At 57.0% G+C, this 19517-nt stretch carries 17 protein-coding genes; 6 read left to right on the top strand and 11 right to left on the bottom strand.

Going from position 1 to position 19517, the window contains the following annotated elements:
* The first annotated feature begins 67 nt into the window (after positions 1–67).
* A complete protein-coding gene (locus tag BVC71_RS00820; RefSeq protein WP_086449745.1) occupies positions 68–1054 on the top strand; it encodes a zinc-ribbon domain-containing protein in 987 nt (328 codons plus the stop codon).
* Here the strand turns inward: BVC71_RS00820 and BVC71_RS00815 are convergent, their stop codons facing one another.
* From BVC71_RS00815 to argH, 5 genes are all read right to left on the bottom strand, one after another.
* Positions 1055–3487: a DUF4175 domain-containing protein gene (locus tag BVC71_RS00815; RefSeq protein ID WP_338036443.1), complete on the bottom strand. Its 2433-nt coding sequence runs from the start codon at positions 3485–3487 to the stop codon at positions 1055–1057.
* An 81-nt stretch (positions 3488–3568) separates the two neighbouring features.
* Positions 3569–4834, bottom strand: coding sequence for a diaminopimelate decarboxylase (gene lysA / locus BVC71_RS00810; RefSeq protein ID WP_086449744.1), 1266 nt, complete (start codon positions 4832–4834; stop codon positions 3569–3571).
* A 60-nt stretch (positions 4835–4894) separates the two neighbouring features.
* Positions 4895–5212, bottom strand: a complete 318-nt coding sequence (locus BVC71_RS00805; protein ID WP_086449743.1) for a DUF2834 domain-containing protein — start codon at positions 5210–5212, stop codon at positions 4895–4897.
* Positions 5212–5385: a hypothetical protein gene (locus BVC71_RS15400; protein WP_165767688.1), complete on the bottom strand. Its 174-nt coding sequence runs from the start codon at positions 5383–5385 to the stop codon at positions 5212–5214. The genes BVC71_RS00805 and BVC71_RS15400 overlap by 1 nt, the downstream gene beginning before the upstream one ends.
* A complete protein-coding gene (gene argH, locus BVC71_RS00800; protein WP_086449742.1) occupies positions 5382–6770 on the bottom strand; it encodes an argininosuccinate lyase in 1389 nt (462 codons plus the stop codon). Before argH ends, BVC71_RS15400 begins: the two co-directional genes overlap by 4 nt.
* Positions 6771–6784: 14 nt before the next feature.
* Here argH and BVC71_RS00795 point away from each other — a divergent pair, with 14 nt between their 5' ends.
* Entirely contained in the window at positions 6785–7336 is a 552-nt protein-coding gene (locus BVC71_RS00795) for a TlpA disulfide reductase family protein (RefSeq protein WP_086449741.1), read from the top strand.
* On the opposite strand, the gene BVC71_RS00790 is transcribed toward BVC71_RS00795, so the two are convergent.
* Positions 7337–7906 (bottom strand): YqgE/AlgH family protein, encoded by a 570-nt coding sequence (locus BVC71_RS00790; RefSeq protein ID WP_086449740.1) that lies wholly within the window; start codon positions 7904–7906, stop codon positions 7337–7339.
* A gap of 104 nt (positions 7907–8010) precedes the next feature.
* Here BVC71_RS00790 and BVC71_RS00785 point away from each other — a divergent pair, with 104 nt between their 5' ends.
* Positions 8011–8793, top strand: a complete 783-nt coding sequence (locus BVC71_RS00785; RefSeq protein ID WP_240516739.1) for a protein-disulfide reductase DsbD domain-containing protein — start codon at positions 8011–8013, stop codon at positions 8791–8793.
* Here BVC71_RS00785 and BVC71_RS00780 read toward each other — a convergent pair.
* From BVC71_RS00780 to BVC71_RS00765, 4 genes are all read right to left on the bottom strand, one after another.
* Positions 8790–12146 (bottom strand): efflux RND transporter permease subunit, encoded by a 3357-nt coding sequence (locus BVC71_RS00780; protein ID WP_086449738.1) that lies wholly within the window; start codon positions 12144–12146, stop codon positions 8790–8792. The two genes, BVC71_RS00785 and BVC71_RS00780, sit on opposite strands and share 4 nt — an antisense overlap.
* Positions 12147–12149: 3 nt before the next feature.
* The gene (locus BVC71_RS00775) at positions 12150–13607 is read right to left on the bottom strand and encodes an efflux RND transporter periplasmic adaptor subunit (RefSeq protein WP_086449737.1); all 1458 of its coding nucleotides are present in this window, start codon (positions 13605–13607) and stop codon (positions 12150–12152) included.
* Between the two features lie 74 nt (positions 13608–13681).
* Positions 13682–14209, bottom strand: coding sequence for a molybdenum cofactor biosynthesis protein B (moaB, locus tag BVC71_RS00770; protein ID WP_086449736.1), 528 nt, complete (start codon positions 14207–14209; stop codon positions 13682–13684).
* Positions 14209–14961, bottom strand: a complete 753-nt coding sequence (locus BVC71_RS00765) for a uracil-DNA glycosylase (RefSeq protein ID WP_338036442.1) — start codon at positions 14959–14961, stop codon at positions 14209–14211. The genes moaB and BVC71_RS00765 overlap by 1 nt, the downstream gene beginning before the upstream one ends.
* Before the next feature lie 120 nt (positions 14962–15081).
* Here BVC71_RS00765 and BVC71_RS00760 point away from each other — a divergent pair, with 120 nt between their 5' ends.
* The 3 genes from BVC71_RS00760 (at position 15082) to plsY (ending at position 18063) form a co-directional block, all read left to right on the top strand.
* On the top strand, positions 15082–16041 hold the full coding sequence (locus BVC71_RS00760; protein WP_086449734.1) for an aspartate carbamoyltransferase catalytic subunit: 960 nt from the start codon (positions 15082–15084) through the stop codon (positions 16039–16041).
* Positions 16042–16177: 136 nt separating this feature from the next.
* The gene (gene pyrC, locus BVC71_RS00755; protein WP_086449733.1) at positions 16178–17446 is read left to right on the top strand and encodes a dihydroorotase; all 1269 of its coding nucleotides are present in this window, start codon (positions 16178–16180) and stop codon (positions 17444–17446) included.
* A gap of 11 nt (positions 17447–17457) precedes the next feature.
* Complete coding sequence (gene plsY, locus BVC71_RS00750) at positions 17458–18063, top strand: glycerol-3-phosphate 1-O-acyltransferase PlsY (protein ID WP_086449732.1); 606 nt, start codon at positions 17458–17460, stop codon at positions 18061–18063.
* A gap of 30 nt (positions 18064–18093) precedes the next feature.
* Here plsY and BVC71_RS00745 read toward each other — a convergent pair whose 3' ends face one another.
* Complete coding sequence (locus tag BVC71_RS00745) at positions 18094–19464, bottom strand: glutamate--cysteine ligase (protein ID WP_086449731.1); 1371 nt, start codon at positions 19462–19464, stop codon at positions 18094–18096.
* Between the last annotated feature and the right edge of the window lie 53 nt (positions 19465–19517).

The following is a 19517-nucleotide window of genomic DNA, read 5'->3' as shown; positions in this document are numbered from 1 at the left end:
AAGTGATTGTTAATACTCGAAAGACACCGAATATTTCGTCCGTTCCTTGGACGTTGGAGAATGGCTAATGCGGCTCACTTGCCCAAATTGCGGCGCGCAATACGAAGTTCCTGACGACATCATCCCCGAAACGGGACGTGATGTACAATGTTCCAACTGCGGCAATACTTGGTTCGAAAATCCATATGAATCAGCCGAAGAGGTTGGCGGCGTTGAAATTCAACCCCCACCACCTGCACCTGAACCAGAGCCGCAGCCAGAGCCAGAGCCGCAACCTGAACCAGAAACAGTTAATGCAGCACCAGAGGCAGAAGACGATGTAATCGCATCCGTTTTGTCGATTGATACAAACGACAGCGACGAACATTACGAATTCGAAGACCCCGAACTCGAAGAAGAGGATGACGCAGAAGAAACCGTCGCCCCTGCCGATTTCCATGATTATTCCGAAGACGACGATGAACCCGATGACGCGGAAGACGAACCTATCGGCGTCATGCCTGCACGGATTCGTCCGACCCGCCCCGCACGGACCATCGACCCCGCAATCGCTAGCATCCTACGCGAAGAGGCGGATCTGGCCGCGTCCCGTCGGGCCCAAGACCCCGATCCAATCGAAAGCCAACCTGATCTGGGTCTGGATGACCTGTCCGACACGCCAGACATGGACCCAGAGGAACGACATTCGTTAGAGGTTCAGCGCCGTCTTTCGACGCTAAAAGGTGAAGAGAACGCTACCGATGGTCCACGCAAAGATTTGCTGCCCGACATCGAAGAAATCAATTCGACCCTTCGGTCCGCAGCGGACCGAACTGTTCCTACTAGTGAAAAGGTCGAACAAGAAAATCGCAGCGGCTTCCGCACTGGGTTTCTAGGCACAATCATTGCCGCAGGCATTGCAGCAGCGGGTTATATCTATGGTGATACCATCGGTGATATGATCCCTACCGTCGCGGCCCCATTGGACAGCTACAGCACTTGGGTGGACGGGTTGCGTGTGTCTCTGAATTCAGCCGTCGAAGGGTTCTTATCGTCGCAATCCAGCGATGGCTGATCAGAACCGATCCAACAGCCTGCGTAGATAATCCAACTCTAATTCGTCGCGGTCCAATTCACCTGCACGGCGACGAATCTCATCCATAAGCTCGCCCGCGCGACGTTGAACGTCCTCTTGCATCATCGACTGATCGGTGCCCGCTGGCCCTTCGGTCCCCGACTGACGGCCAAGCGGATCAATATTGGCCTGACGTTGTCCGCGCTGCACGCCATCAGATTCGCCATCAGAGTCCGCATCCGTTTCTTCGCTTTGGGTCAATGCTTCGCCCAATTGGCGCATACCTTCACGCAGCGCATCGATCGCTTCGGCCTGTCGATCGACGGCTTCGGGTAAATTTTCGTCGCGCAATGCCTGTTCAGCGCGGTCCATCGAACGTTCTGCCTGTTCCAACGAACGGCGGGCGGCGTCCTCTTGTCCATCAGGCAGAACGGGCAAATTACGACGCTGTTGTTCCAGCAACTCGCGCAGTTCACGTTGACGATCTGCCAAATCCTGACCGCCTTGTTCTTCGCCTTCTTCGCCCTCTTCGCCAAAGGCGCGGTCTTGCAGGTCGTTAAAAGCGTCGTCGTTCAGTTCTTGCTGATCGCGCAACGTATCGCCCAGCTGTTCCATCGATTGCTGGCCTGGGCTGCCTTCGCCATTCTGTGACTGCGATTTCTGCATCTGTAGGTTTTGCAGCAGTTGGTTCAGCTGTTCCATCAATTCGGCAGCTTCGGCCATGCGGCCTTCGTTCATCAATTCCTGAATACGGTCCATCAACGCATCGATTTCATCTTGCGTGATTTCGTTTGTGTCCTGACTGTTGTCAGGCTGATCGGACCCATCACCATCAGGCATCTGTTCGGCCAGCATATCCATGTAATCGTCGGTCGCGTCGCGCAGTTCTTGCATCAATTCCTGAATTTCTTCGGGGGATGCACCGTTGCGCATCGCCTCGGCCAGACGTTCCTGTGCGCGGTTCAGACGTTCGCGGGCGTCAGCAAGCGCGCCCTCCTCTAATTCAATGGCAAGATCCCACAGGTTCTGCGCGATTTCGGCCTGCGTTTCGTCATCCAGCGATCCATCAGCCACGGCCAGTTCGATTTTTTCGATGATACCGCGGAAAATAGGATCGATGTTTGGGGATCGGAACGCCTGATCAGGGCGATAGGCAATCGCCCGCAGCATGGATGCAACGCGCGGAGCGTTCGATTTCGACCACATGAAATCGCGGCGCTGTTCGATCACGGCCTTGGTCACGGGGCGGAAAAAACGGCGGCCCGGTAGAACGATCTGTTCAGGTTCAGCGGCACCTACCTGCCCCAACGCGTCGGTCACTTCGAACGCGATGGTGACGGGCATGTTTGCCAGAATATGCTGACTGAAATCTTCGATCAGGGCTTCGTCAAATTCGGCGCGGTTGCCGGAAATTGGAATGGGCAGATCAACGATCAACGGCGCGATCGGATCGGGATCAACCATCAGGCCATAGCGGCGATCGACGCCCGTCAGATCCAGTTGGATAGCAACCTGACCGCCCACAATTCCGAAATCATCGCTGGCGAAAAACGGCTGAGTCATCACCCCCATCGCATCCGCCTGCACTGGGCCCGTCAGTTCGACAAAGGGCATCGCATCAGGCTGCACCGCGATATTCCACGCCCGTGGCATCGCGCCAAGGATCGAAATTTCGCCGTCTTGCAGGATGTCAAATGTCTGCGACTGGTCCGACGCGGGCGGCACCATGTCGGCCGCGCGCGCCGATACCGTTTCGGCCAAGGTCAGATCGCCCACATCCCCGTAAAACCGCAGCGTCACGCGCGATCCTTTGGGGACTTCGACGCGGCCTGTCAGGTCGGACAAATACAGCGTGGGTTTGCCCGTATAGCTGGGCGGTTCAATCCAGCCTTCCCAGCTCGCGCCAGATGCGGTCATCGTATCCGTTTGCGGGCCTGCCATCGCAGGGGCCGTCACGCGCGATGCACTGCCGAACAACACGCCGACCGTCACCGCCAGCAGCGCAATATAACGCAACCCGTATGGGTCGGCGGTTGCGACGCTTAGGTTCGGAGCGACGGGTTTCGCATCCCGCGTCCGTTCGCGCATCCGTTCGATATGAGCGTTCCAAATCGCGATCGATGCAGGGTCACTCGCCCCGATGGCCTGCGCGTCGTAAAGCGCAGAAATGGGCCGCCCAGGCAAACGCGCATCAACGCGGGCCATCGCCTCGACCAATGTCGGGAAATTGAATTGCCTCCAGCCGCGATACAGAAAATAGGCAATACCCAGCAGGCCCAACACCAGCCCCGCCCACACGATTTCCAGCGGAATATCAGGCAAAACGCCCAACAAAACAGGCGCAAGCAGCGCAAAGCCGATCGTCCAGACTGGCCAGAACCCGCGCACCACGCGTTCGGCAATCATGCCAACGCGCGTTGCAAAGATCGGCAATCGCAAATGCGGTAGACTGTCTGGCGTTTTGGTCAGCGTCCTGCTCCGGTTTTTATGTCCGTTGGGCTGACCTTAGCGCGATCAGACCCACTCGGGAACGATATCCTTGGAAATCATTTCTTCATAGGTAGGACGTCGGCGGATAACCGCAAATTTATCGCCCTCGACAAGCACTTCGGGGATCAGCGGGCGCGAGTTGTATTCGCTGGCCATCACCGCGCCATAAGCACCCGCCGACCGGAAAGACACCAGATCACCCGCCTTGAGCGGTGGCAAATCGCGCCCTTTGGCAAAGGTATCGCCCGTTTCGCAAATGCCGCCCACAACGTCGTAGGGTTCTTTTTCGACGCCTGCGTCTGCTTCGATCACGGGATCGATGTCGTGGTGCGCGTCATACATGGAAGGACGGGTCAAGTCGTTCATCGCCGCGTCCAAGATTAGGAATTTACGGTCTTCGCCTTCTTTGACGTAGACGACTTCGGACACCAATTGGCCCGCGTTGCCCGCGATCAGACGACCCGGCTCCAGTTCGATTTCGCAGCCCAGATGGCCGACCTCTTCGCGGATGACTTGGCCCAGTTCCATAGGCAGCGGCGGCGCTTCGTTCGAACGGGTGTATGGGATGCCCAGACCGCCGCCCAGATCCAGACGCGTGATTGAATGCCCATCGGCCCGCAGCGTTTCGGTCAGTTCGGCCACCTTGCGATAGGCCTGACGGAATGGTTCTAGATCGGTCAACTGGCTGCCGATATGCACGTCGATGCCAACGATTTTCAGGTTCGGCAATTCGGCAGCGCGGGCGTAGACCTCGCGCGCGCGGCTAATTGGAATACCGAATTTGTTTTCTTTCTTACCCGTTGCGATTTTCGCATGGGTTTTGGCGTCAACATCAGGGTTCACGCGGATGGTGATCGGCGCTTCGACACCCAGTTCGGTGGCGACTTGAGACAGCGCCTCCATCTCTGGTTCAGATTCGATATTGAACTGACGGATACCGCCCTCTAGCGCGGTGCGCATTTCCATTTTGGATTTCGCAACGCCCGAAAACACGATTTTCGATCCGTCAACGCCTGCCGCTTTGGCGCGCAGATATTCACCGATGGACACAACGTCGATGCCAGCGCCCGCTTTGCCCAGCATTTTCAGGACGGCCACGTTGGACAGCGATTTCATCGCGAAACAGATCAGGTGATCCATACCCGCCAGCGATTCATCAAACACCTGATAATGGCGCAGCAAGGTTGCCGACGAATACACATAGAACGGTGTGCCGACTTCGCGTGCGATATCGGTCAGAGCAACGTCTTCGGCGTGCAAAACGCCATCTTTGTAGATGAAATGATCCATGGGGCCTCCGCGCGGTGTTGGCGCGTCATATCAAATCCCGACGGGGTCGTAAGCCCCAAATCAACGCACGGGCGAGGATCGGAAAAACAGATACAGCGGCAAACCGCAGCTAACGCCAATGCAAAACGTGGCTGGGATCGCCAGCAAAGCCATCCAATTTTTGCGCACCAGCGTTTCGGCCAAAATCCAAACCGTCAGCGTGATCGCCGCGATGGTCAAATCCCACGTCAGGCCGATGGTCGAATCGTTCACGTACCACGCGTCGATCAGGCCGCTTAGCCCTGTGCCCGTTTCGTCCATGTACCCCATGAAATAGGACATGGGGTGAATCGCGCCCCAAATAGCCAAAGCCAGCCAGATAAAACGCAACACAGTCATTAGCAGGCCACCGATAGCGTAACGGTGCCGTTGGTACCGCCTACCGCACAGGATGTGGAAACGCCGCCCGATCCGATCGTTAACCCCATATTTGCGACAGGGCGCAAGGGGGCCCCTGCCGCGCCGCAGCTGGCAAGGGTTGCGATCATCAACAGGGCGGCGATTGTTTTCACTTTAACTCTTCTTTCCAACGCGCGATCTGTTCGTTGACGCGGATCGGGGACGTGCCGCCATAGGACTGACGGGACATAACCGAAGCTTCGACGGTTAGAACGTCGAACACGCCTTCAGTGATACCTTCGTTGACCGATTTCATTTCGTCCAGCGAAAGATCAGGCAGATCGCAGCCTTTTGATTCCGCCATCGCGACCAAAGCACCCGTGACGTGGTGTGCATCGCGGAATGGCATGCCCAATTCGCGGACCAGCCAGTCAGCAAGGTCCGTCGCGGTCGAGAAACCGTTCGCAGCCGCGCCGCGCAGGTTGTCACGCTGCGGCATCATGGTTTCAACCATGCCCGTCATCGCGGCCAGCGACAGCATCAGGTTATCGGCTGCGTCGAACACTTGTTCTTTGTCTTCTTGCATGTCCTTGGAATAGGTCAGCGGCAGGCCCTTCATCACGGTCATCAGCGCAACGTTCGCACCAAAGATACGGCCGATTTTCGCGCGGATCAGTTCGGCAGCGTCAGGGTTTTTCTTTTGCGGCATGATCGACGAACCGGTCGACCACTGATCCGACATGACAACAAAACGGAACTGCGCGGACGACCAGATCACCAATTCTTCGGCGAAACGGGACAGGTGCATCGCACAGATCGACGCCGCCGACAGGAACTCCAGCGCGAAATCGCGATCAGCCGTCGAATCCAGACTGTTCGATGTTGGGCGATCAAAACCCAGCTCCGCGGCTGTCATGTGACGATCAATGTTGAAACCGGTGCCAGCCAGCGCAGCCGCGCCCAGCGGGCTTTCGTTCATGCGTTTGCGCGCATCGGCAAAACGCGAACGGTCGCGGTTCAGCATTTCGACATAGGCCAGCATGTGGTGGCCCCAGGTCACAGGCTGCGCGGTTTGCAGGTGGGTGAAACCAGGCATAACCCAATCGGCGCCCGCCTCTGCCTGACCCAATAGGGCCTGCATTAGGGTTTCCAGCGCACTATCTACGGCATCACATTGATCGCGGACCCACAGACGGAAATCGGTTGCGACTTGGTCGTTACGGCTGCGCGCGGTGTGCAGACGGCCAGCAGGTTCGCCAATGATTTCTTTCAGGCGGGCCTCCACGTTCATGTGGATGTCCTCTAGCGCCTTTGAATATTGAAACGAACCGCCCTCGATTTCTGACAATACAGTGAGCAGGCCTTCCCGAATGGCATTCGCGTCGCTATCACTAATGATGCCTTGTGCAGCTAACATTGCGGCATGGGCGCGGGACCCTTCGATGTCCTGTCGGGCCATACGTTTGTCAAAATCAATAGAGGCATTGATCGCCTCCATGATGGCATCCGGTCCGGCGGCGAAACGCCCGCCCCACATCGCGTTCGAAGATTTGGTCATAATTCGGAGATCCCATGCGGAAACTAAAGTCTGCGTTGCTTTATACGGCCCTAGCCATTGTTGCAAACGGTGCGGCCGCTGAATCCGGTGACATGGGCGGATTTAACCCCGCAGACCTGCCAAAATTGGTCTGGCACGCCGAACCCTTTGCCCCCAGCGATGTGCCGTTTGTGACCGAAGACGGCGCAGAGATTACTCTGGCTGAATATAATGGAAAATTTACTCTAGTTAATTTTTGGGCGACGTGGTGCGTACCATGCCGCACCGAAATGCCGTCCCTTTCGGCGCTGCAAACAGAAATGGGCGGAGACGAATTTGAAGTCGTCACAATCGCCACAGGCCGCAACCCACGCCCCGCGATCGACCGCTTTTTCGATGAAATAAGTGTGACCAACCTGCCCAAACATATCGACAACAACATGCGCCTTGCACGGTCGATGCGGGTGATGGGTCTGCCCGTAACGGTAATCCTAGATCCCGAAGGCCGCGAAATCGCGCGACTGACAGGCGAAGAGCACTGGGACCAAGAGGTCGTCTATAACATGGTTCGATCGCTGACCGAATAATCAGGCATGTCCTGCGGATGCAGATAACGTCAGTGGATCAATTCCCAACACCGATAGCGCGGTCTGCCATTTAACGGACGGATCGCGCCCGAAAATAATGTCGTCGCGCGCGTCGCAGGTCAGCCAAGCGTTTTCAGACAGTTCAAATTCCAACTGACCCGGGCTCCATCCCGAATAGCCCAGCGCCACAAACGACGACAAAGGGCCGCCACCGGCAGCCAGATCGCGCAGAACATCGACAGTTGCGGTCATGGATTTGCCCTGACCGATTTCCATTGTGCCCGTATCAGATTCGTAATCATCGCTGTGCAAAACAAACCCGCGGCCATGTTCGACAGGGCCACCAATGTGGATACGAATATCCCGCATTGTGTCGCCAATCGGAATTTCCAATTGCTCTAACAAGTCGCTGAATTTGATTTCATCGGCAGGTTTGTTGATGACCAATCCCATGGCCCCATCATCCGAATGGGCACAGACATAAATCACAGCTTGAGCAAATCTATCATCACTCATGCCCGGCATGGCGATTAACAATTTTCCGGTTAGGTCGTTTGACGCAAAGTCCATACTTCAATGATGTGGTGCAATGGCGCCACGTTCAACCCCTTTGCAACAAAGTCATCGCTGGAACGTGACTTCCCATTACGGCGGCTATGCCTAGATTAACCGATATGAAATTACTCACCCCAGTCATCGCTGCCCTATCCCTTTCGGTCCCTGCATGGGCCGAAGCCCCAATGGACGTTGCCGATTTAGAGATTATACCAGGTTGGGAAACGCCCCAAGGCACCTATATGGCGGGCATCAAAATCACGCTGGCAGATGGGTGGAAAACATATTGGCGCGCACCAGGTGACGCAGGCATCCCCCCGCTATTTCAATGGATTGGGTCGGAAAACATCGCCTCTGCATCCTTTCACTGGCCCACACCCGAAGTGTTCGACACCAACGGAATGCGCACTATCGGCTATCACGATTCGGTCGTGATCCCTGTTGAATTCCAATCACTAGACGATGGCCCCCTGCGGATCAAAGGCCGGGTTGATATTGGTGTCTGTGACAATATTTGCGTACCCGTCGCGCTGGATTTCGATTCGACCGTTTTGCAATCCGGCGGACCCAATCCAATGATTGCGGGCGCACTGATCGACCAACCGATGACAGCGGACCGCGCAGAGGTCACCGATGTGCATTGTGACTTCGAAATCAAAGGCGACACCATCGAAATGACGGCGCATGTCAATGTACCGGCCGTCGGCGCAAACGAATGGATCATCGTCGAAGCGCCGCAAGCGTGGGTATCCGAGAGCGATACATCCCGAAACGGCGACACATTGTCAGCCAAGGTGGACATCGTTCCCATGGTCAAGGGTTTTGCGCTGGACCGTTCGGCCATTCGCCTGACGGTTCTGGGCGATCAACGTGCCGTCGATATTCGCGGCTGCGCAGGCTAAGCCGCGCGCCGCATCATCACCATGGCGATGCCATAGATCAGGGCAAGCCCGATCCCCAGCATTAGCAAAAACAGACCAATGGCTGCACCCGTCGTCGCAGGCAAGGCCTGAGATAATGGCGCCCCCATAAAGGCAACAGGCAAAACGATCACCGACAACAATACCGCGACCAAAACTGCACCAATAACGGTCGGCAATTGGATCGCACGCGCTTTGGACCTGATACCGCGTCGTGCAGCCGCGTTGAAACTGGCTATATCCGCTTGGATCGCCATGAACGATGGAACGATCAGCAGGACCATAATCATTCCGAATGACAGGCCATACACCAACGTAATCACGGTAGGTTTCAGGAACTCGGCCTGACTGGACCCTTCGTACAGTAGCGGCAGCAGACCCAGAACGGTTGTCGCCGTGGTCAACATAACAGCGCGCAAACGATCAGACACGCCGTCAATAATGGCAGGGATCAGACCTCGGTCGCGTGCATATTCATCGACGGTCGTCACCAAAACGATGGAATCGTTGATGACGATCCCGACCATTCCCAATAGGCCAACCACAGTGAACATGCTCATGGGGATGCCCCATGCATTATGCCCGTAGATCGTCCCAACCAGCGAAAACGGGATAATCGACATAACGACCAAAGGCCGTGTCCAGCTGCCAAAAATCCACGCGAGCGTTAGATAGATGCCCGTCAGAATAAAGACCAAACCGGTCTGCGCGTCCGACAGGAATTCCTGTTCCTGTTCGCTCAGCCCGCCCAAGGCCGCTGATACGCCATAGCGGCTTTCGATTGTTGGCAGGATCTCTTCGTCTATGACTTGTTGAATTTCGGTGGCTCGGTCGGCGTCATCGTCATCCAAATCACCTGTCACGGAAATCAACATGATGCCGTTTTCACGGCGAACGGTGCTGAACCCTGTTTCGCGCGAAACGGTCACAATATCCGCCAAAGGCAGATATTCGCCCGCATCAGAACGCATTAGAACACGATCCAGAAAATCGGCGGTAATTTCACCTTCGGGTATTTCAACACGGATTGCGGCACTGCGGGTTCCGTCGGGATATGTTGCGGCCTCAACCCCTGCCAAACGGCGGCGCAGCTCGGCTCCTAATGTTTCGATATCGAACCCTAATGCCTGCCCTTGGGGCGTAAGTTCTAGCACCAACTCTTCTTTGTCGTAGGCCAGAGAATCCTCTAGCCCCGAAATTTCGCCAAAACGGCCCAATTCGGTTTGCAGCGCCAGCGACGCCTCTTTCAGCGTATCAGCATCCGCCCCCGACAATTGGATTTCCAAACTGTTGCCGCCAGGGCCCGCGCCCCAACTGCGGAACGACACGGTTTCTGTCATAGGCGTGGCAACCACGGCCTGTTGAACGGCTGTCACAAATTCGTTCGACGTGGTGGGGCGCAAATCTGCATCCACCAATTCGATCGTAATCGCGCCCAACTGATAGCTTTCTTTCGTGTCCGACCCTTGCAGCCCGCGCCCCGAATTGCCACCGATTTCGGTCAGGATGTAGTCCACAGGGTTTACACCTGTTTCATCTTCGAACTGCTGGGCAACAGCCATGGTTGCGATTGATAGCTGTTCCAGCATCTCTTCGGTGTCTTCGCGGGTGGCCGATGCCAGCATCGCGATATTGCCCGACACCTGCCCCCGTTCTGGCGACGAAAAGAAACGCCACTGAACATCGCCTTTGATAAACAGGGCAGCTTGGGTTGATAGCAACGCCAGCGCCGCCGCGATCACGACATAGCGCCCACGCACGACCCACGCCATGAACGGACGAAACGCCGTGCGGCGGAACCAGTCAAAGCCGCGGTTCACATAGGTCGACGGCAGGTCATACCAACGGTTTTTCAGATGCGCCCCAACAGAATGGGACATGTGATGTGGCAACACGATGAAACATTCCACCAGCGACGCCGTCAGCACCACAATAACGGTAAACGGAATATCCGCGATCAATTCGCCAAATCGCCCACCGATCATAATCAGCCCGAAAAAGGCGATATTCGTGGTGATCGTTGCCGAAAACACAGGGCTAAACATCCGCCGTGCGGCCGTTTCGGCGGCGGTTGGGCCGTCTTCTCCGTAACGGCGCGATCTGAAATCAGCGTGTTCGGCCACCACGATGGCATCATCCACCACGATCCCCAAAGTGATGATCAAGGCGAATAGGGAAATCATATTGATCGTGATTCCCGCCGAATACATCAGCGCAACAGCGGCCAGCATCGACACAGGGATCCCCATAGCGACCCATAACGCCGTGCGCGCGCTGAGGAACAAAAACAGCAGAACCATCACCAAAAACAGGCCCTGCGCCCCGTTTTCCATCAGGATGTTCAGACGGCCCGTAATCATTTCGGCCCGTGTATTGATTAAATCGACGCTTACATCTGAAGGCAGCGTCGCACGCATTTCATCGGCCACTTGTTCGACAGACCGCTGCAAACCAATCGCGTCACCAGAGGCAGAGCGGGTCACCGCGATTAGAACCGCTGGATTACCTTCGTGGTAATAGGCGCGTTCACGGTCTGGGCCTTCGACAGTGATCGTCGCCACGTCACCGACAGTCAGTTCGGAATTATCGTCATCAGTGCGCAAGACGATTGCGGATAGTTCTTCGGCAGAGCGTTTTTCCGTACCGGCCCGAATGCGCGATGCACCATCCAAGTCACCGACCGGATCGGCGTTTACCTCTGCCGCGATGGCGGACGCGATTTCGCTAATCGTAATGTCGTGCTGGATCAATGACAGTGACGTGACTTCGATCAACGTTTGCGGGGCCACGATCCCTTGGATCGAGGTCGAGGTGACACCTTCGGCAAACAAACGCGCCACCATTTCATCGGCGAAACGGGACAGCTGGTCGACACCGACAGGGCCGGTAATAACCACATCGGTCACGTCATCGGACCAACCGCCGCTGCGAATGACAGGGTCATCTGCATCGTCAGGCAATGTCGAAACGCTATCTATCGCGTCTTCGACATCGGTCAGCGCAGTCGCAAGGTCGTAGTTTGTTTCAAATTCCAACGCGATGGTAGCCGACCCTTCGGTCGAACGGCTGGTACTGGCTGTCACGCCATCAACGGCCAACAGCGCAGGTTCCAAAATCTGAACGATGCCGCGATCTACATCCTCGGCCCCTGCCCCGTCCCATGCCACGGAAACGCGCACCGTTTCGGAAACAACGTCTGGGAAAAACTGGGCGCGCATTTTCGGGATCGCAACCAGCCCCGCGACGACCATCAGGACCATCAACAGGTTTGCAGCGGTGCGGTGGCGGGTGAAATATGACAGGATACCGCCTGCCCCGTTATCCATCATCGCCATGGTTTATCCCCCGATCCGATTTTCCAGACGGCTGATGACGTCTACGGGAACCTCGGGTTGTTCCAGTTGTGTCAAGATGCGTGTTTTGACGTCATCGGGCATGGGACTGGCATTAACCATGTCAACCAATTCCGCGCGGCGGGCGTCATCCAACTGCACCATTTGAGGTTCTGCAGCGGCTTCAGGCGCGGGTTCATCGGTCAGCGGATTGACCTGAATACCTGCCCCCAGCAAAGGCGACCGTTCGGCAACGATGGATGCACCATCGATGTTTTCCGCACTGATAATGACGTTGTCACCCTGACGGCGCAGTAGTTCGACACTCGCCAATTCCAAACGGCTGTTTTCGCCATATTTCAAAACCGTGCTGTCAGCGGCCACAGCGGTAGACGGCACAATCGCTACATTATCTAACGGTGGTTCAATCACACGGACGGTCACAAAGTCACCCGGACGCAAACCCGGCGCGGCATCCAATGATGCGTATAGCAAACGGCCCGTCTGCCCATCGGCAACTGTCGCGCTTTCACGGGTTAACCGGCCCGACGCCTCTAACGTCACGCCAGAAATATCCAGCGTCACGCGCAGCGGCAGGTCCAGCAGGGTCCCGCTTTCGTCGATCAACCGCGTGTATTGCGCAGTCGACACACGAAATGCGACCTCTAACGCGGATGGATCAATCAGTTCAGCTAAGGTTTCATTCGCGGTCACGCGTCCGCCCTCTAACACCGCAACGCTAGACAGCGTTCCGTCAAAGGTCGCATAAATCTGCGTATCGGCCAAAGTGCGTTCTGCATCAGCGACTGATAGACGGACACGTTCCAAATCGGTACCCGCTTGCGCCACGCGTGTTTCGGCTTGCGCCACCGACTGCCGTTGGCTCAGGACCGAACTATTGGCAGACGCGACAGCCAATTGCGCGGTTTCCAAATCAGCGGTCGTGCCTGTTCCGCGATCCCGCAATTCTTGGGCGCGCACCAGCGCTGTTTCGCGCAAATCGGCCTGAGCGCGGGCAGCTTCTAAACTATCTTGGGCAATGATCAGCGCGGTCTCGGCGTCTTTTAATTCTGCTTCGGCATCTGTCAGGTCGGCGCGTGCCAGTGCCAGTGCGGTTTCGGCTTCTGTCGGGTCAATCGTCACCAACAGGTCGCCCGCTTTCACGCTACCACCTTCGACGAAATTATCCGATGCGGCGATCACGCTACCTGCGACAGGGCTGCGCAATGTCAGGGTCCGCAAACTGCGGACATCACCGAACACCGTCATTTCAGGTTGGATTGTGGCAGCGTCGACCGTAACCAAATTGACCGAAGCAACACGTTCACGCGATCCGAACTGGCGCGGTGAATCGGACATGCGCACCTGAACTGCATTCCAAACCGTCGCCCCTGCAATCGCAAGAAAGGCAAACGTCGCCCCGAACAAAAATACGCCAATCAGACTACGCCGCAAAAATCCCATGGGTTCGCCCCCTGTGAAAAGGTTTTAAAACCAGCGCAAATTGCGCCTAATGGGATATGTAACGCGCGGTTTTGTTATTTCCGTCGTTTATGTTCGTCTAATCGCGGAAAAATCTCGACAAAGTTACAAGGCATGTGCCGATAATCGAGCTGTTTGACTAAAATTTCATCCCACGCGTCTTTGCAGGCGCCCGTGCTACCAGGCAATGCGAACAGATATGTGCCGTTCGACACGCCCGCTGTTGCGCGGCTCTGGACGGCGCTGGTGCCAATTTTCTGCATGGAAACGATGGTGAAGACGGTTGAAAACGCGTCGATTTCCTTTTCATAGACATCGCGGTGCGCTTCGACCGTGACATCACGGCCCGTTAGGCCCGTACCGCCCGTGGAAATGATCACATCGATATCAGGGTTCGCGCACCACGCCCGCAACAGCGACGCAATCGCCGCGCGGTCATCGCGCAGAATTTTGCGATCCGCCACAGAATGCCCCGCATCTGTGATCCGCTGAACCAGCGTGTCACCTGATTTGTCATCGGCCAAACCGCGGGTGTCACTGACGGTCAAAACGGCAATGCGGACGGGAATAAATTCGCGGGACATCAGATACCCAATTTCGATTTGATCGACAAAAGATCGGCCCACGCATCACGTTTCGCGACAGGTCGAGACATAAGGTAATCCGGATCGCACATCGGCACGGCATCACGGCCCAACACTTTGGTCCAATTGCCGCGTGACCGTGTGATACCGCCCTGCCCGATCAACGCCTGACAGGCACAGTTGCCCATCAACACGATCACGTCTGGCTGCACCAATTCGATGTGGCGCTGCAAAAACGGGCCCATGATTTCCAGATCCCGTTTGGACGGCGCACGGTTCGCGGGTGGTCGCCACGGGATCGCGGGCACGACATACAAGCCCGAACGATCCAGCCCGATTGCGCCGAACATTTTATCGAATAGCGCGCCGATCTGGCCAACCATCGGTTTGCCCTGCTGGTCTTCGTCGCGGTTCGGGGCCTCTGACACGATCATCAAACGCGCCTCTGGGTTGCCATCGGCAAAGACAAACGACCGCGCTCCTTTTTTCAGTTCGCAATGGTCAAACGATTCCATCGCGCTGCGCAGCGCCTCGATCGTGCCCGCGCCACCTGCGGCGGATTTCGCCTCGACCACTGGATCGATATCGGGCTTGATCGGAACCGTGGGGGGCTGCTGAATATTCGCGGCAGCGGGCGTTGGGGCCACAGGTTCGGGAATAACATAGCGGTCGACGGGCGTATCCAAAATCGCCTCGTCCGCGCCCATTTCCACCTGCCATTCCAGCAGGGCCCGCGCCGTCCAATAATCCACAGCAGAATCCATAGGCCAGATGTTAGCCCGATTGCGCGCAGATGTGCAGAGGCAATCGACTCTGCCTTGCCGCGCGGCCCATCGTCTGACTATAAGGGCGCAGCCAGACCGGAGCATCTAATGACCTTTAACGCTGCCCATCTTTTGGGGATCGAACACCTGCATCCGACCGAAATCACAACGTTGTTGGATTTGGCAGACCATTACGCCGAACAAAACCGCAAAGGCATCCAGTCAAAGGATGTTCTGGCGGGCATGACCCAAGTGAACATGTTCTTTGAAAATTCCACGCGGACTCAGTCCAGCTTTGAATTGGCTGGAAAACGTCTGGGCGCGGATGTGATGAACATGTCGATGGCGACGTCTTCGGTGAAAAAGGGGGAAACCCTGATCGACACCGCGCTGACCCTGAACGCAATGCACCCCGATATTCTGGTGGTGCGCCACGGGTCCGCTGGTGCGGTCAGCCTGCTGTCGCAAAAGGTAAACTGCGCTGTCCTGAACGCGGGCGACGGCCGCCACGAACACCCGACCCAAGCGTTGCTGGATGCCCTGACAATCCGCCGCGCCAAGGGCCGTTTGCACCGCCTGTCTATCGCGATTTGCGGCGACATCGCGCACAGCCGCGTGGCACGGTCCAACATCATGCTACTGGGCAAAATGGAAAACCGCGTGCGCCTGATCGCGCCGCCAACCCTGATGCCGTCCGAAGTGTCAGAACTCGGCGTCGAGGTGTACGACGACATGCGCGAAGGCCTAAAAGACGTGGACGTTGTGATGATGCTACGTCTGCAAAAAGAACGCATGGACGGCGGGTTCATCCCGTCCGAACGCGAATATTTCCACCGCTATGGTTTGGACGCGGAAAAACTGTCCTATGCCAAAGATGACGCCATCGTCATGCACCCCGGCCCAATGAACCGCGGCGTGGAAATCGACGGATCAATCGCAGATGACATCAACCGTTCGGTGATCCAGACTCAGGTCGAAATGGGTGTCGCTGTGCGTATGGCCGCGATGGACCTGCTGGCCCGCAACCTGCGCGAACGCCGCGCGGCTGGTCAGGTGGTAACGGTCTGATGGCAGACAAGAAACCCAAATCCGACGCCCGAATGAGCGGCATGGTCGCCATGGCGGCCCTGATCGTGATGGCCTTGTTGGTCGTCGTAATGGTGATGGTCGCGGGCTGATCCCGCGCAAATGATATAGGACGGCAATGACCGATATTCTGTTCCAAAACGCGCGGCTGATTGATCCGGCTGAGCTGACCGAAACCACAGGCGCAATCGCTGTCACAGACGGCAAAATCACAGGCGTCTACACAGGCGGCGACCTGCCAACCGCGACCGAGGTGATCGACTGCGGCGGCCTGTGTCTGGCCCCGGGCATCATCGACGTTGGCGTAAAGGTGGGCGAACCGGGCGAACGTCACAAAGAATCCTACGCCTCAGCGGGCCGCGCTGCGGCGGCGGGCGGCGTGACCACCATCGTGACCCGCGCAGACACCGACACGACCATCGATTCCCCCGAAACGCTGGAATTCGTTGCTCGCCGCGCAGCCGAAGACAGCGTAGTCAACGTCCGCCACATGGCTGCCCTGACCAAGGGCCGCAAAGGCGGCGAAATGACCGAAATCGGGTTTCTACTGGACGCAGGCGCGATTGCGTTTTCCGACGGGTCGAGCGTCATCGAAAACACCAAAATCATGTCGCGCACCCTGACCTACGCCCGCAGCCTAAACGCGCTGGTCGTGGGTCATATTCAGGAACCCACCCTGTCGGCTGGTGCGGCTGTGACCTCGGGCAAATTTGCGTCGCTGCGCGGTTTGCCGGGAGTTAGCCCAATGGCCGAACGGATGGGGCTGGACCGTGATATTGCTCTGCTGGAAATGACAGGCGCGAAATACCACGTGGATCAAGTGACCACCGCCCGTGCCCTGCCCGCGCTGGAACGCGCGAAAAACAACGGGCTGGACATCACCGCAGGCGTCGGCATCCACCACCTGACACTGAACGAATTCGATGTCGCGGATTACCGCACGTTCTTTAAGGTGAAACCGCCTCTGCGCAGCGAAGACGACCGTAACGCGGTGATCGATGCCGTTGCCAGCGGCCTGATCGACATCATCTGTTCGATGCACACCCCGCAGGACGAAGAATCCAAACGCCTGCCATTCGAACAAGCGGCAAGCGGCGCTGTTGGTCTGGAAACCCTGCTGCCTGCGTCCCTGCGTCTGTACCATGCGGGCCAGATGACGCTGCCGCAACTGTTCCGTGCGATGTCCTACAACCCTGCGCAGCGGTTTGGCATCGACGGCGGCACCATTGCCGTTGAGGCCCCTGCCGATCTGGTGCTGTTCGATCCGGATGCGCCATTCGTTTTGGACCGTTTCAAACTGAAATCGAAATCGAAAAACACCCCCTTTGATGGCGCGCGGATGCAAGGCACCGTTGCCGGAACGTGGGTCGCTGGGCGCCGCGTCTAAGGGAGGCCGCAATGACCATCTTCGCAACCGACATCACCACCGCCGTCGCATGGGCCAGCATCGGTTACCTGCTGGGGTCCATCCCGTTTGGCATCCTACTGGCGCGGGTTCTGAATTTGGGCGATCTGCGCAAAATCGGGTCGGGCAACATCGGCGCGACCAACGTCCTGCGCACTGGCAATAAAAAGGCCGCAGCCGCAACCCTATTGCTGGACGGCGGCAAAGGCGCAGTCGCCGTGCTGATCGCCCGCGCCATTGCGGGCCAAGACGCTGCGATCATCGCGGGTCTTTTCGCATTCATCGGCCACTGTTTCCCCGTTTGGCTGAAATTCAAAGGCGGCAAAGGCGTTGCGACATTCATCGGGATCATGCTGGCGATTGCCTGGCCTGTCGGTTTGGCCGTCTGCGCAACATGGCTGATCACCGCCGTTGTCAGCCGCTATTCGTCGCTCTCTGCACTGCTGGCTGCGGGCATGTCCGCCGTATATGCGGTGTTTTTGGGATACGGCCATTTGTTCGGATTTTGCATTGTTCTGGCGGTGCTGATCTACTGGCGACACGCCGAAAACATCCGCCGCCTACGGGCCGGTACAGAAAGCAAGATTGGCAAAAAATAACAAAAGGCGCCGCAAAGGGCGCCTTTTTCTTTAGTAGCTGAATTCGCCGTAGATGCGGGTCAGATCGCCGCCCCAGTCACCATTATAGCGTTCCAGCAATTCATCCGCAGGCGTCTGGCCTGTTTCAATGCTGTCTTTCAGCGCGTTCAGGAAATGGGTTTCATCAGGGACCATGCCGCCTGCACCCTCTTTGCCGCGGGCCTTTAGGCCACTATCGGCGATGGATACCGCCTCGCGCGCGATGTCCATTAGCTTCAAGCCGCCAAATTCGCCAGCCAAACCATCGACTGATGCGGCAACGCGCAGACCTTCGCGGGTTTCTGTATCCCAGCCTTTGGCCAGATCCCACGCAGCATCCAGCGCCGATCCATCATACATCAGGCCGACCCAGAACGCAGGCAGAGCGCACAAACGACGCCACGGGCCGCCATCAGCGCCGCGCATTTCCATGAATTTCTTGATCCGCGCCTCGGGGAAGATCGTGGTCAGGTGGTCGGCCCAGTCTGACAGGGTCGGCTTTTCACCAGGTAGCGCGGGCAGTTCGCCCTTTAGGAAATCGCGGAACGATTGGCCCAGCGCATTGATGTATTTGCCGTCGCGGTAGACGAAATACATCGGCACATCCAAGGCATAATCGACATAGCGTTCAAACCCCATTCCGTCCTCAAACACGAACGGCAACATGCCTGTGCGGCTATCATCCAAATGACGCCAAACGCGGCTGCGCCACGATTTGTGCCCGTTCGGTTTGCCATCAAAGAACGGCGAATTCGCGAACAGAGCCGTCGCAACAGGCTGCAACGCCAGTGCGGTACGGAATTTTTTGACCATGTCGGATTCCGAACCGAAATCCAGATTCACCTGAACGGTACAGGTGCGGTACATCATCGATTTGCCCGAGGTCCCAACGCGGTCCATGTAGTCGGTCATCAGGGAATAGCGGCCCTTTGGCATGACCGGCATTTGTTCGTGGTTCCAGATCGGGGCAGCACCCAGACCAATGAACCCAACACCAATCTTGTCCGCAATTTCGCGGACTTCGCGCAGGTGTGTGTTCACCTCGTCGCAGGTTTGGTGGATGGTTTCCAGCGGCGCACCAGACAATTCCAGCTGACCACCTGGTTCCAGACTGACGTTTGCGCCGTCTTTTTCCAGACCGATCAATTTGCCGGCCTCGGTCACAGGGGCCCAGCCGAAACGATCGCGCAAACCCTCTAGTACCGCCAGAACGGAACGCGGGCCTTCGTATGGGATCGGGTTCAGCGTGTCGCGGCAATATCCGAATTTTTCGTGTTCGGTGCCGATGCGCCAATCTTCTGCGGGTTTGCAGCCAGCCGCCAAATATTCGGCCAGTTGTTCGTGCCGCTCGATCGGGCCTCCGCCGGATTGTGGAATGGACATAGATGGCCTCGATCTAGTTACAAAGTCTTAAGCTCATGAGGTGGACCTGTTAG

The sequence above is a fragment of the Marivivens niveibacter genome (assembly GCF_002150005.2).
GTDB classification, from domain to species: Bacteria; Pseudomonadota; Alphaproteobacteria; order Rhodobacterales; family Rhodobacteraceae; genus Marivivens; species Marivivens niveibacter.
The sequence above is the reverse complement of the archived record's forward strand: the minus strand, read 5'-3'. Positions and strand labels throughout refer to the sequence as shown.